Raw genomic sequence first — 12,269 nt, forward strand, 5'->3', positions numbered from 1 at the left:
TCAGCACCTGCATGCCGAGGTAGGGGTAGTCCCAGCGACCGTCTGCCAGCGCCTCGCCGAGCAGCGTGGCGAGGTCGTCGTTGATCGGGTAGTAGATGCCGATCTTGTCCTTGATGAACCGCTGGTACAGCTCGACGTGCCTGGCCTCGTCCATCACCTGGGTGGCGGCGTAGAACTTGGCGTTCATGTCGGGCACGGTGCCGACGATCTTGGCGGTCGCGATCAAGGCGCCCTGTTCGCCGTGCATGAACTGCGAGATCTGGTTGGCCTGCAGGTTGCGCCGCAGCCAGGCCCGCTCCTTCGCGGTCATCCTGTGCCAATAGTCGGTGTCGTAGATCGTGAGCGCCTCGTCCTTGAGCTCCATCGGGTTCTCAGGATTGAGCTCGAGCGACCAGTCGAGGCGCGTGCTGGCATCCCACTGCTGCTTCTTGCCCTTGTCGTAGAGATCGAGCAGCGCCGCCGAGCCGTCGTCATATTCCCAGTTGAACCGGATCTCGGTCGCGCCATCGAATTTCCAGTCGGTGACCTCGACCGGCAGCGAGTAGATGCGTTGCGTGGACATGAGGTCCCTCCGGGACGATTGTTGCCTCGCAGCGAGAATGAACTCGTGTCGATGCAGTGGCAAGCTGGTGCGGCGATGGCAGAATGGTGCCCAACGAACGTCGCCGCCGACATACCGGGAGAACGCGATGCATTGTACCCAGGCCTCCGGGCTCAAGACGGCACTCACGGCGCTGTCGATGGCGGCGCTCGCATCCTCGGTCCATGCCCAGGGCGATAGCTGCACGCACGTGACAGCCGAGAAGCTCGGCATCGCGGGCCTCGCCCTCACCGGCAGCAAGACCATGGAGGCCGCCAATGGGCTGCCCGCACATTGCCTTCTCACCGGCAAGGTCCATGACCGCACGGGCAGCGACGGCAAGCACTACGCAATCCACTTCGAGATCCGCCTCCCGGCGGAATGGAACGGCCGCTTCCTGCACCAGGTGAACGGCGGCAACGACGGCACCGTAGTGCCGGCGCTGGGCGTGCGCGCCGACGGATTGGCGGCCGGTGGCAAGACGGCACTGGCGCGCGGCTTTGCTGTGCTCAGCTCCGATTCGGGCCACTCGGGTTCGGACCCGGCGAACAAGGACTTCGGCATCGCTTCGGGCGCGGCGTTCGGCCTCGACGCGCAGGCGCGGCGCGACTACGGCTATTCGGCCGATCTGACCCTGTCGCCGATCGCCAAAGCGATCATCGAAGCGCATTACGGCCACAAGCTCAGCTACTCCTATATGTTCGGCTGTTCCAACGGCGGCCGCCACGCCATGGTGATGGCGAGCCGCCGGCCCGACTTCTATGACGGCTACCTGGTCGGCAATCCGGGTTTCGACCTGCCGCGCGCCGCGATCCAGCACGCCTGGGACGTGCGGCTGCTGGCCAGCCTCGATCCCGACATCCGCAAATCGATCACGCGAGAGGACGCCAAGCTCATTTCCTCGAAGATCATCGAGGCGTGCGACGCACTGGATGGCGCCAGGGACGGCATCACGGCCAACCTCGCCGCCTGCCAGAGGACGTTCGACTTCAAGCGCCTGCAATGCACGCCGGGCGAGACCAACGCCTGCCTGTCCGAGGCAAAGGTCAAGGTGCTCAAGGCGATGTTCGCCGGACCCCACGACAGCAAGGGGCAGGCGCTCTATTCCGACTGGCCGATCGACGGCGGCGTCGGCACCGGCAACTGGCGCTTCTGGAAAGTCGAGAGCCCGATCTCCGCCTGGGGACACCATTCGGCGATCGCCACCATGGGTGCCGCCTCGCTCGCTTACATATTCACCACGCCGCCCTCAAAGGTGCAGGGCACAAACGAGGCGCTGATCGAATCGCTGCTCAAATTTGACTTCGATCGCGATGCACCGCTCATCTATGCCAAGGACGCGTCATATCCCGAGTCGGCCATGGAGTTCATGACGCCACCCGATGTCGACAATCCCAAGCTCGCCGGCTTCGCCGGCACACGCCGCAAAATGATCCTGTTCCACGGCCAGGCCGATCCGGTGTTCTCGTTGAACGACACGATCCGCTGGTACCGCAAGCTCGATGCCAACTTGGACGGCAAGGCTGCTGACTTTGCCCGGCTGTTCGCCATGCCGGGCGTCACGCATTGCGGCGGCGGAATCGGCCTCGACCGCTTCGATACACTGAGCGCGCTCACCGACTGGGTCGAGAACGGCGTGGCGCCCGACCGCATCACGGCGAGCGCCGATCCTGCCAACAAGGAAATCCCGCCGAGCTGGAGCCCGGCGCGCACTCGTCCGCTCTGCCCGTGGCCGAAATACGCGCGGTACAAGGGCGGCGATATCGAGAAGGAATCGTCGTTCGAGTGCGCTTCGCCGTGATCGGAGGATCAGATCACGGTTGCAGGCGATAACCGCCGCGGTCGGTGATCAGGATGGCGGCGTTGGCGGGATCCTTCTCGATCTTCTGCCGCAGCCGGTAGATATGGGTCTCGAGCGTGTGCGTGGTGACGCCGGCGTTGTAGCCCCATACCTCGTTCAGGAGCACGTCGCGCGCCACCGGCCGATCACCGGCGCGGAACAGGAACTTCAGGATGGACGCTTCCTTGTCCGTCAGCCGGATCTTCCGCTTGCCGCCCTTCTCGATCAGCATCTTGCCGGCCGGATGGAACTCGTAGGGACCGATCGTCATGACCGCGTCCTCGCTGCGCTCGTGCTGGCGCAGGTGGGCGCGCAGCCGGGCGAGCAGGACATTGGTGCGGAACGGCTTGGTGACGTAGTCGTTGGCCCCCGATTCGAGGCCGAGAATGGTGTCGGCGTCGGAGTCGGCGGCGGTCAGCATGATTACCGGCGCGCGCACGCCCTGGCGACGCATCAGCTTGCACAGCTCGCGGCCATCCATGTCGGGCAGGCCGATGTCGAGCAGCACGGCGTCGTAGTGCGCGAGCTTGGCCTTCTCCAGCCCCTCCGCCGCCGTGCCGACCTGAATCGTGGTGAAACCGTCGTACAGGTCGAGTTGCTCGGCGAGCACGGTGCGCAAGGCCTGATCGTCGTCGACCAGCAGGATCTTCTTGCCGCGATTGTTGGCCGGGATGTTGCTGCCTGAGTCCATGCAAACAGTTTATCCGGGGCGACTGCCCTGCAAAAGCGCCCGAATTTCGCAAAACGCCACGCCACGCCTACTGCAAGCAGGCTATAGTGTTCCATATATAAGGTCATGATCCCGGCCGAAGTCCAATCCCGCACCGCAGCAGCCCTGGCGGCAGTCGAACGCGCTCTGGCCGAACTGCGCCGCGGCGGCATCGTGGTGCTGCGCGACGATGACGGCGCCACCGGCCTGGTGATCGCCGCCGAGTCGTGTGGGCCGCTTGCCTTGCAACGTCTGCAGGGCCTCGCCCAGGCAGCTCCCGTCCTGGTCACCACGCGCCGCCGGGCCGAGGCGATCGGCATGGAGATCCCGCCGCATATCGCCGGCAGCATGGGCGATACCAACAAGCCCATTACCCTCGATTTGCCCGCGGGTGTGCCGGTCGACATCATCCTGCGTCCCCACGAACAGGGACCCGAGGCGGCTCGCCACATAGCGTTGCGCCATCTCTCCCGGCCTGTCGCGAGCCACGCGCCGCGCATTGCCGAGACGGCGGTAGAGCTCGCCAAGCTCGCGCGCCTTCTGCCGGCCGTCGTGATGGGACCGCTGACGCGCGATGGCGGCAACAAGCGGCGCGACTGGGCGCGCGACCAGGACCTGGTCTATGTCGATGCTGCCGACGTGCTCTCCTATGAGGAGACGGCCGCCCGCAACCTGCAACAGGTGGCACAGGCCAACGTGCCGCTCGAGGGCGCGGAGAACGCCCGCATTCTCGCCTGGCGCCCCAGCGACGGCGGCAAGGAGCATCTCGCGATCGTGGTCGGGGAAATCGATCCCACCGACCCCGTGCTCATCCGGCTGCATTCCGAATGCTTCACCGGCGACCTGCTCGCTTCACTGCGCTGCGACTGCGGCGTACAGCTTCGCGGTGCAATCGCCCAGATCGCCAAGGAAGGCTCCGGCGTCCTGCTGTATCTCGCGCAGGAAGGCCGCGGCATCGGGCTGGTCAACAAGCTGCGCGCCTACGAATTGCAGGATGACGGCTTCGACACGATCGACGCCAACGAACAGCTCGGCTTCGATGCCGACGAACGCATCTATGCGCCTGCTGCCACGATGCTCGCGCGCATGGGCATCAAGCGAGTGCGGCTGATGACCAACAATCCGCAAAAGATCACCCAGCTTGCCCGTCACGGCATCGAGGTCGTCGAGCGCGTCGCGCACTCCTTTCCGGCCAACGGCCACAACGAGAACTACCTTCGGACCAAGGCGGAACGGGCGGGCCATCTGCTGTAGGCGCCTGGGTCCGGATCAGGTCAGGCCGTCGGCTCGGCCGGACTTTGTAAGCGGAGTGTCTAGTCATGCGCGTCGGCGTACCGAAGGAAATCAAGGACCATGAATATCGCGTCGGACTGGTGCCCTCGTCGGTGGCCGAGTTGGTGCGCCATGGTCACGCCGTCACGGTGCAGCGCGGCGCAGGGTTGGGCGCGGGACTGGAGGACGAGCTTTACCTCGCGGCCGGTGCGCGTATCGCCGATTCTGCCGAGGAGACGTTCACCGCCGCCGAGCTGATCGTGAAAGTGAAAGAGCCGCTCGAACCCGAACGCCGGCGGCTCCGGCGCGGCCAGGTCCTGTTCACCTACCTGCATCTTGCGCCCGATCCGGCACAGACCAGGGCGTTGCTGCAAAGCGGCGTGACGGCCATCGCCTACGAGACCGTCACCGCTCCGTCGGGCAGCCTGCCGCTGCTCACCCCGATGTCGGAGATCGCCGGTCGGCTCGCGCCTCAGGTGGGCGCACGCTACCTCGAACGCGAAGAAGGCGGCCGCGGTGTCCTGCTGGGGGGCGTGCCGGGCGTGCCGCCCGCCGAGGTGGTCGTGCTGGGCGGCGGTGTGTCGGGCACCCACGCCGCCACGATCGCGCTCGGTATGGGTGCCACCGTCACCGTCGTCGATCGTTCGGCCGAGGTCCTGAGGCGCATTGCCGTGCAGCTTCCGGGGGTCCGAACCATCTTCTCGACCCACGATGCGCTGGTGCAGGTCGTGCGCCGTGCCGATCTGCTGGTGGGGGCCGTGCTGGTGCCGGGCGCCGCGGCACCCAAGCTCGTCACGCGCGACATGGTGAAGACCATGAAGAACGGAAGCGTCATCGTCGACGTTGCCATCGACCAGGGCGGCTGCTGCGAGACCTCGCGGCCGACCACACACTCGCATCCGACCTTCGTCGAGGAGGGCGTGATCCACTACTGCGTCACCAACATGCCCGGCGCGGTCGCCCGCACATCGACTTTCGCCCTCAACAACGCGACGCTGCCCTTCGTCCTCGCGCTCGCCGACAAAGGCTGGCGCCACGCGGTCGCGGACGATCCGCATCTGCGCAATGGCCTCAACGTGCATGACGGGCGCCTCACCTGCCGGCCGGTCGCCGAGGCGCAGGGACTGGCCTTCACCGCTCCCGATCAGCTTGCGGCATGACCTCTTCTGCGGTCAATCGGGCGAGCGCACATAGGCGAAAGCGCAACAATACTGAACGGTTTCTCGCCGGCGACGTAGTTGCGAACGGGACCAGCTCAGGCATCTACCGACGGTCTCGTATCACACCGGCGGGACGCGCACCCAGCCTTCCATGAGGCGCCGTGCGGTGCGGCTCAGCAGCACCTTCTTCACCGTCCATTGGCCGTTCTCCTCGGCCGCCTCGGCACCGACGCTGAGTGTGCCGGAGGGATGACCGAAGCGAACACGGCCGTCATCGCCCACGGGCGCAATCCGGCTTACCACCGTACCAGGAATGGCCGCGGCTGCGGCGATCGCCACCGCACCGGTGCCGGTCATGGCGTGATGAAGCACACCCATGGAGAAGATGCGCGCGAGGAGATCTATCGATCCGGCGTCAACTGTACGGCCGTCAGAGGCCTTGTAGGGCGCAGGCTTGGCGACAAACGAAAGCTTGGGCGTATGCTGCCGTTTGGCGGTCGCCTCCTCGGCGGTCTTGACCAGGCCCATCGCGACGGCCCCCTCTGAGCGCACCGCTTCGGCGCGCCGAAGCAGTTCGGCATTGCCGTTGATGTCGCCCTGCAGCTCGGTGCCTTTGAGTCCGAGCCGATTTGAATCGATGAAGATCGTGGGATTGCCGGCCGTGATCATCGTGGCCTCGATCTTCCCGACCCCCGGCACGTCGAGCGTATCGAGACGGTTGCCGGTCGGGAACATCGCTCCACCCCCGGCCTTTTCATCGTCGTCGGCCGCCGGATCGAGGAACTCGAGCTTGATCTCCGCGGCCGGGAAGGTGACGCCATCGAGCTCGAACGATCCCAGCTCCACCACCTCGCCGCCCTGCACCGGCACGTGGCTCACGATCTTCCTCGCGATATTGGCCTGCCAGATCCGCACCGTCGCCGTACCATCGCTCGGCCCTTTGACGAGACCGGCCGTGAGGGCGAACGGGCCGACGGCGGTGGTGAGGTTGCCGCAATTGCCCGACCAGTCGATCGCAGGCCTGTCGATCGCGACCTGGCCGAAGAGATAGTCCACATCGCAATCGGTCCGAGTCGACTTCGACAGGATCACGATCTTGCTGGTGCTCGAAGTGGCGCCGCCCATGCCGTCGGTGTGCTTGCCGTAGCGATCGGGGCTGCCGATCACGCGCAGCAGCAGGCGCTCGCGCGCCGCCGGATCGGCCGGCAGGTCGTCCTTCAGGAAGAACACGCCTTTGCTGGTGCCGCCGCGCATGTAGACGGCCGGAATGCGGAGCTGGGTCATGATCTCAATTGGACACGATGGATGACGGAGTATCGGCAGCCTTGCGTACCTTGGGAAGGTCACAGACGCTGGCCGCGAGATCACAGCATCGTCCGACGCGCCCGGCTATATCGGCGGCGATGCCTACGGACCTCCCCTCGATCGAAGCCGCCCGCGCGCCACGCGACCGCAAACGGCGGAACCTTGCTCAAAAGGCCCTGCGGCTCCTGCTCGCGGCGGCATATCTGCTGGGCCTTGCCATCGCCGTGAAGCTGCTTGGGGAGTTCTTGGACATGCCCTGACCGGCCGGCTGCGACAAAGCTGGGACCGTCCCATATCGCTCAGCAATGTCACCGTGCCTGCGGTACTCCCTGTCGCAGGGGCGACGTCGTTCCGCAGGGGTGCGGCGCGGCTTCGCGGTGTGGAGGGGTCCATGAGCGGGTTGCCAGGCCAGTGGGGGCCTGCGGAACCTCGGTTGCAGGTAATCGAAACGCGGGCTGCAGAGGTCGTTCCGGCAACCGCCGTTCCCCTGTCGCGCGAGGAACGCGTTTGTCTCTGGCTGCTGAGACTTCTGCTGCCGGTCATTCTGGGCCTCTGCTGCCAGCTCATCTTCTGGATGTGGTTCAACGACGTCTACGGGCCGAACAGTTGGAGCATCGTGGGCGGCGTGCTGCTCGTCTTCGTCGCCGCCCCCGTCGCGTTGTGGACCTGGTACAGCTGGCTGCCGCAGGAATAGCCTCCCGGCGCGCGATCCGATGACAGAGGGCGGGCTCTCTGCTCATATCTGCCCAAGTCACATCAAAGGGCAGGAACGGGATGAAGATCCGCGCGCAGGCCGACATTGCCGAGATCGAGAAGGTGCCGGTCACCGAACGCATCCGGCACACGAACATCCGCGATCTCCTTTCCGCCGCCGCGAAGGAGCATGATGGCCGCGTCGCCATCCGCTATCTCGCGGGTACGGGGGCGTCCGATCCGGTGCGCGATATCACTTTCGCGGCCCTGCAGCGACACGCCATCCAGACCGCGAACCTTCTGAACAGCGAGGGCATCGGTCCCGGCGAGACGGTGACCTTGCTGCTGCCGAGCGTGCCCGAGACTTTCTTCGCGCTCTGGGGCGCCGAGATCGCCGCGATCGCCAATCCCGTGAACTACTTTCTCGACGCATCGCAGATCGCAGGCATCATGAAGGAGGCAGGTGCCAAGGCGCTGATCGCAGCCGATGCCTCTCTCTTCCCCGACATATGGCCCAAGGTCGAGGCGATCCGCGCCGCGCTTCCCGGGTTGAAGGTGTTCCGCGTCGGCGGCCGCAACAGCCTGCCGGCCCCCGGCGTGGTTGAATTCGAAACCGCGTGCGACCAGCAGCCGGGCGACAAACTCATCGCGCCCAGAGCGTTCGACCGCGATACGGTGGCCGCACTGTTCCATACCGGCGGCACCACCGGGTTGCCCAAGCTCGCGCGGCACACACATGGCGCGCTGACGCTCGCCGCCTGGAGCAACGCGCTCTTCTTCGACCTCGGGCCGGACACGGTGCTCCTCAATCCGCTGCCGCAGTTCCATGTCGGCGGCTCGATCTTCGGCGCGCTGTCGGCGATCGCCAGCGGCTGGACGGTCGTGATCCCGACGCCGCTCGGCGCACGCAATCCCAACGTCGTGCGCGACTACTGGGGGATCGTCGAGCGCAACAGGGTGACGGTAGGCGGCGCCGTGCCGACCACGCTCGCCGCGATCATGAACGTGCCGCGCGACGGGCACGATCTCTCCTCGCTCAAATGCTTCGTCACCGGCGGCTCGACAGTGCCGGTCGAGCTGATACGCCGAATCGAGCGCGAAGTCGGGACGCCCGTCGTCGAGGGCTACGGCATGACCGAGGTACACTGCTATTCGACCATGAACCCGCTGGACGGCGAGCGCCGCGCCGGCTCGGTCGGGCTTCGCCTGCCCTATCTCGAAGTCCGCATCGCCGACGTGGCCGCGGACGGCAAGATCCGCCGCGACTGCGCCAGGGAGGAGATCGGCCATGTCCTGATGCGCGGGCCGCAGGTGACGCCGGGCTATCTCAACCCGCGGCACAACGAGGGCGCGATGCTCGCCGACGGCTGGCTGGATTCGGGTGATCTCGGCCGGCTCGACGCGGACGGCTATGTCTGGCTCACCGGGCGCTCGAAGGATCTGATCATCCGCGGCGGCCACAACATAGATCCGGTGGTGATCGAGGAGGCGCTCAACCGCCATCCCGCAGTCGAGACCGCCGCCGCGGTCGGCCTGCCCGACACCTATGCCGGCGAGCTGCCGATGGCCTTCGTGCAGCTCAAGCCGAGCGCGGTCGCGACGCCCGACGAGCTGCGCGAATTCTGTCGCAAGGAGATTCCCGAGCGCGCCGCCGTGCCGGTGCAGGTCGTGCCGATCCCGGTGATGCCCGTGACCGGCGTCGGCAAGATCTTCAAGCCGGCGCTTCGCCTCGACGCTGCCCAGCGCGCGTTCGATGCCGCCCTGGCGCCGCTCACGGCGGAAGGCGTGAAGGCCGAGGTGACGGTGCGCAACGATGTGACCTATGGAACGCTCGCCGAGGTGCGGGTTGCGGACGCGCCCGCGGCCTCACGTGCCGCCATCGAGAAGCGATGCGCCGAGTTGCTGGGTGGGTTTCAGATCAAGCACGCCGTCGAGTTTGGTTGACTGGGGCGAGCCCCGCAGGCCGTACCTGATGGATCTGGCGGCCACTCGGACGAGGCACCTCGCCGCATCGCAATGGCCGGATGTGCTTGAGATATGCGGCATCTCGAAAGGACGTCGGCGCGTTCGTTTCGAGGATTTGACCTGCTTTGAGGCGGGAGACGCGAATGACCCAGCGGTCGAATGTTCTCATTGCCGGGGCGGGCCCGGTCGGCCTCACCATGGCGAACGAGCTAACGCGCTACGGCATTGCCGTGCGCATCATCGACAAAGCTGCACAACGGACGGACAAGTCGAAGGCCCTGGTGCTGTGGAGCCGCACGCTGGAGCTGTTCGACCAGGCGGGCTACGCCGACGAATTCCTGTCCGCCGGCATGGCGGCGCACGGCGCCGAGATCTCCAACGGCAAGGAGGTCCTCGCCCGGGTGAGCTTCGACGGCGTCGAGAGCCGCCATCCCTACGCGCTGATGATCCCCCAGAGCGACACCGAGCGCATCCTCGAGGAGCGCCTCGAGGGGCAAGGCGTCAAGGTCGAGCGCACCGTCACGCTCGAGAAGTTCACCGATCTCGGACCGAGGGTCGAGGCGGTCGTGCGGGGCGCGGACGGCGAGAGCGAGACGCCGGGCATCGACTGGCTGATCGGCTGCGATGGCGCGCATTCGATCGTGCGACACGGTCTCGGCCTTGCCTTCGAGGGGACGACCGAGCCCAGCGACTGGTATCTGGCGGATGGCCACATCGCGGGGCTCGAGCCGCACGATCGGCTGCACATCTTCTGGCACAAGGACGGAATTCTCGCCTTCTTCCCGATAACGGATGGGCGGTGGCGCGTGGTCGCCGATCTAGGGCCGGCCAGGGATGACGGCCACCATCCCGATCCGACCCTGGAGGAAGTCCAGGCGCTGATGACGGCGCGCGGATCGAAAGCCGTCATGAGGGACCCCTACTGGCTGGCATCGTTCCGCATCAACGAGCGCAAGGTGGCACGCTACGGCCAGGGCCGCGTATTCCTTGCCGGCGACGCCGCGCACATCCATAGCCCGGCGGGCGGCCAGGGCATGAACACCGGCATGCAAGACGCCTTCAACCTTGCCTGGAAGCTCAGCCTCGTCATCCGCGGCGTGTGCAAGCCGGCGCTGCTCGACAGCTACTCCATCGAGCGTAGCGCCGTGGGCGACATGGTCCTGCGCAATGCCGGCCGGCTGACGGAAGCCGCCATCATGCGCAACCCGATCGCGCAAGGCCTGCGCAATGCCGTGGTGAAGTTCGCCCTCGGCTTCCCGCAACTTGAGCACCGTGCCGCCGATACGCTGGCGGAACTCGACATCAGCTATCCCGACAGTCCCTTGACGGTGAACGGCGGCCATCATCCCAGGAACAGGAAGGCCGGCGAACGTTGGCCCGAGCGGCTGCCGTCATCGGATGGCAAGGCGCGCTTCACCGCCCTCGGCCCCGGCGATGCCGTCGCCGAGCTGGCGAAAGAATTTTCGCAACTTGTGCAGGGAATTCCCACCAGCAGCGGCGACCTGCGGGTTATCCGGCCCGACGGCTATATCGGCTTCGCCAGCGCCGCCTCGGACTGCGCCGGAGCCATGGCCTATCTCGAGGCACTCGCCGCGACGTAGCGGGCGGCCACAAAAAGGATTCCGCCGCCTCCGGAATGTCACTCGGCCTTCGCCGCAAGGACCGGCAGCATGACCTCTTCGATCCGCGCCAGCGAGGGCCCCGATGTCGCGAAAATTCAAGTCGATGAATGACTTCGATCCCAGCCGTCCGGCCTTGGTCCATGATCGGCTGAGCGACCGGGTGATCGAATGGTCTCCCTCATGGGCCACCGACTACACGGAATGGCATCGGGAACACGCGCGCGACGGCGCGGTGGCCTTCAACGGCCTGCTCCTCGACGGATGGATTGGTGGCGTCGATCTCACCCCTCCGGCGTGATGCCGGAGGAGCAGCAGCGCGGATGGTTCACGCCGCTTTCGGCTTCTCCAGGGCCTCCAGCACCTTAGGCGGCGACATCGGCAGGCTGTAGAAGCGCTTGCCGAGCGCGCTGTAGACCGCATTCGAGACCGCGGCGAGCGGCGGCACGATCGGCACCTCGCCGACGCCGCGCACGCCCTGCGGGTGCTTGGGATTCGGCACCTCGATGATGACCGTGTCGAGCATCGGCAAGTCGGAGGTCACCGGCATGCGGTAGTCGAGGAAGCCCGGATTATCGAGCTTGCCGTTCTTGTCGTAGATGTATTCCTCGCTCAGCGCCCAGCCGATGCCCTGCGCCACGCCGCCCTGCATCTGGCCCTCGACATAGCCCGGATGGATGGCGCGGCCGACATCCTGCAAGGCGGTGTAGCGGATCACCCGCGCGATGCCGAGCTCGGGGTCGACCTCGACGTCGCAGATGTGAGTGGCGAAGCCGCCTTCGGCGCCGGTCGTGTTGAGCTGCGTGCCGGCGCCGATCGGACCGCCGGTCGCGTTGGCCTGCGCGGCGAGCTGCGCAAGCGTGAGCGGCTCGAACTTGCCGGCATTGTCGCCCGCGGGCCGGGCCTCGCCGTTCTCCCAGGTGACGGCATCGGGATCGATCTTCCAGATCTTGGCGGCGCGCTCCTTCAGCGTCGTGATCACGCGCTCGGTCGACTGCGTCGCCACCATCGCCGAAGCGTAGGTGACGCGGCTGCCGCCCGTGAGGTTGCTGAAGCCGATTACGCTCGTGTCGCCGATCAGAACCGCCACCTTGCGGTAGTCGATGCCCAGGAGCTCGGCCACGAT

General features: G+C 66.4%; 12 protein-coding genes. 8 read left to right on the forward strand and 4 right to left on the reverse strand.

The annotated features are described in order from the left end of the window. On the reverse strand, nt 1–562 hold a 562-nt coding region (locus VH499_RS19560; protein ID WP_332054428.1), incomplete at its 3' end, for a ferritin-like domain-containing protein. 127 nt (nt 563–689) lie between these two features. On the opposite strand from VH499_RS19560, the gene VH499_RS19565 reads away from it, so the two are divergent. Beyond that, nucleotides 690–2,381: a tannase/feruloyl esterase family alpha/beta hydrolase gene (locus VH499_RS19565; RefSeq protein ID WP_332054429.1), complete on the forward strand. Its 1,692-nt coding sequence runs from the start codon at nt 690–692 to the stop codon at nt 2,379–2,381. Nucleotides 2,382–2,394: 13 nt separating this feature from the next. Here VH499_RS19565 and VH499_RS19570 read toward each other — a convergent pair whose 3' ends face one another. Next, nucleotides 2,395–3,111, reverse strand: a complete 717-nt coding sequence (locus VH499_RS19570) for a response regulator transcription factor (protein WP_332054430.1) — start codon at nt 3,109–3,111, stop codon at nt 2,395–2,397. A 105-nt stretch (nt 3,112–3,216) separates the two neighbouring features. Here VH499_RS19570 and ribA point away from each other — a divergent pair, with 105 nt between their 5' ends. Continuing rightward, entirely contained in the window at nt 3,217–4,383 is a 1,167-nt protein-coding gene (ribA, locus tag VH499_RS19575; RefSeq protein WP_332054431.1) for a GTP cyclohydrolase II, read from the forward strand. A gap of 65 nt (nt 4,384–4,448) precedes the next feature. After that, a complete protein-coding gene (gene ald / locus VH499_RS19580; RefSeq protein WP_332054432.1) occupies nt 4,449–5,561 on the forward strand; it encodes an alanine dehydrogenase in 1,113 nt (370 codons plus the stop codon). A gap of 120 nt (nt 5,562–5,681) precedes the next feature. On the opposite strand, the gene prpF is transcribed toward ald, so the two are convergent. Further along, nucleotides 5,682–6,845, reverse strand: coding sequence for a 2-methylaconitate cis-trans isomerase PrpF (prpF, locus tag VH499_RS19585; RefSeq protein WP_332054433.1), 1,164 nt, complete (start codon nt 6,843–6,845; stop codon nt 5,682–5,684). Between the two features lie 119 nt (nt 6,846–6,964). Here prpF and VH499_RS19590 point away from each other — a divergent pair, with 119 nt between their 5' ends. The 5 genes from VH499_RS19590 to VH499_RS19610 all read left to right on the forward strand — a co-directional run bounded on the left by VH499_RS19590 (nt 6,965) and on the right by VH499_RS19610 (nt 11,444). After that, nucleotides 6,965–7,126: a hypothetical protein gene (locus VH499_RS19590; protein WP_332054434.1), complete on the forward strand. Its 162-nt coding sequence runs from the start codon at nt 6,965–6,967 to the stop codon at nt 7,124–7,126. Between the two features lie 131 nt (nt 7,127–7,257). Continuing rightward, nucleotides 7,258–7,560, forward strand: coding sequence for a hypothetical protein (locus VH499_RS19595; protein ID WP_332054435.1), 303 nt, complete (start codon nt 7,258–7,260; stop codon nt 7,558–7,560). A gap of 80 nt (nt 7,561–7,640) precedes the next feature. Further along, a complete protein-coding gene (locus VH499_RS19600; RefSeq protein WP_332054436.1) occupies nt 7,641–9,503 on the forward strand; it encodes an acyl-CoA synthetase in 1,863 nt (620 codons plus the stop codon). 164 nt (nt 9,504–9,667) lie between these two features. Beyond that, the gene (locus VH499_RS19605; protein WP_332054437.1) at nt 9,668–11,125 is read left to right on the forward strand and encodes an FAD-dependent monooxygenase; all 1,458 of its coding nucleotides are present in this window, start codon (nt 9,668–9,670) and stop codon (nt 11,123–11,125) included. A 103-nt stretch (nt 11,126–11,228) separates the two neighbouring features. Continuing rightward, on the forward strand, nt 11,229–11,444 hold the full coding sequence (locus VH499_RS19610) for a hypothetical protein (RefSeq protein WP_332054438.1): 216 nt from the start codon (nt 11,229–11,231) through the stop codon (nt 11,442–11,444). A gap of 27 nt (nt 11,445–11,471) precedes the next feature. Here VH499_RS19610 and VH499_RS19615 read toward each other — a convergent pair. Next, nucleotides 11,472–12,269: xanthine dehydrogenase family protein molybdopterin-binding subunit (locus VH499_RS19615; RefSeq protein WP_332054439.1), on the reverse strand; the 798-nt coding region annotated here is incomplete at its 5' end.

Origin of the sequence: Reyranella sp., assembly GCF_036558665.1 — a bacterium.
Taxonomy (GTDB): domain Bacteria; phylum Pseudomonadota; class Alphaproteobacteria; order Reyranellales; family Reyranellaceae; genus Reyranella.

Bases quoted from the DNA above. Each gene is read 5' to 3' on its own strand.
- VH499_RS19565 (WP_332054429.1), top strand. From the start codon at position 690: ATGCATTGTACCCAGGCCTCCGGGCTCAAGACGGCACTCACGGCGCTG.
- VH499_RS19570 (WP_332054430.1), bottom strand. From the start codon at position 3,111: ATGGACTCAGGCAGCAACATCCCGGCCAACAATCGCGGCAAGAAGATC.
- ribA (WP_332054431.1), top strand. From the start codon at position 3,217: ATGATCCCGGCCGAAGTCCAATCCCGCACCGCAGCAGCCCTGGCGGCA.
- ald (WP_332054432.1), top strand. From the start codon at position 4,449: ATGCGCGTCGGCGTACCGAAGGAAATCAAGGACCATGAATATCGCGTC.
- prpF (WP_332054433.1), bottom strand. From the start codon at position 6,845: ATGACCCAGCTCCGCATTCCGGCCGTCTACATGCGCGGCGGCACCAGC.
- VH499_RS19590 (WP_332054434.1), top strand. From the start codon at position 6,965: ATGCCTACGGACCTCCCCTCGATCGAAGCCGCCCGCGCGCCACGCGAC.
- VH499_RS19595 (WP_332054435.1), top strand. From the start codon at position 7,258: ATGAGCGGGTTGCCAGGCCAGTGGGGGCCTGCGGAACCTCGGTTGCAG.
- VH499_RS19600 (WP_332054436.1), top strand. From the start codon at position 7,641: ATGAAGATCCGCGCGCAGGCCGACATTGCCGAGATCGAGAAGGTGCCG.
- VH499_RS19605 (WP_332054437.1), top strand. From the start codon at position 9,668: ATGACCCAGCGGTCGAATGTTCTCATTGCCGGGGCGGGCCCGGTCGGC.
- VH499_RS19610 (WP_332054438.1), top strand. From the start codon at position 11,229: ATGTCGCGAAAATTCAAGTCGATGAATGACTTCGATCCCAGCCGTCCG.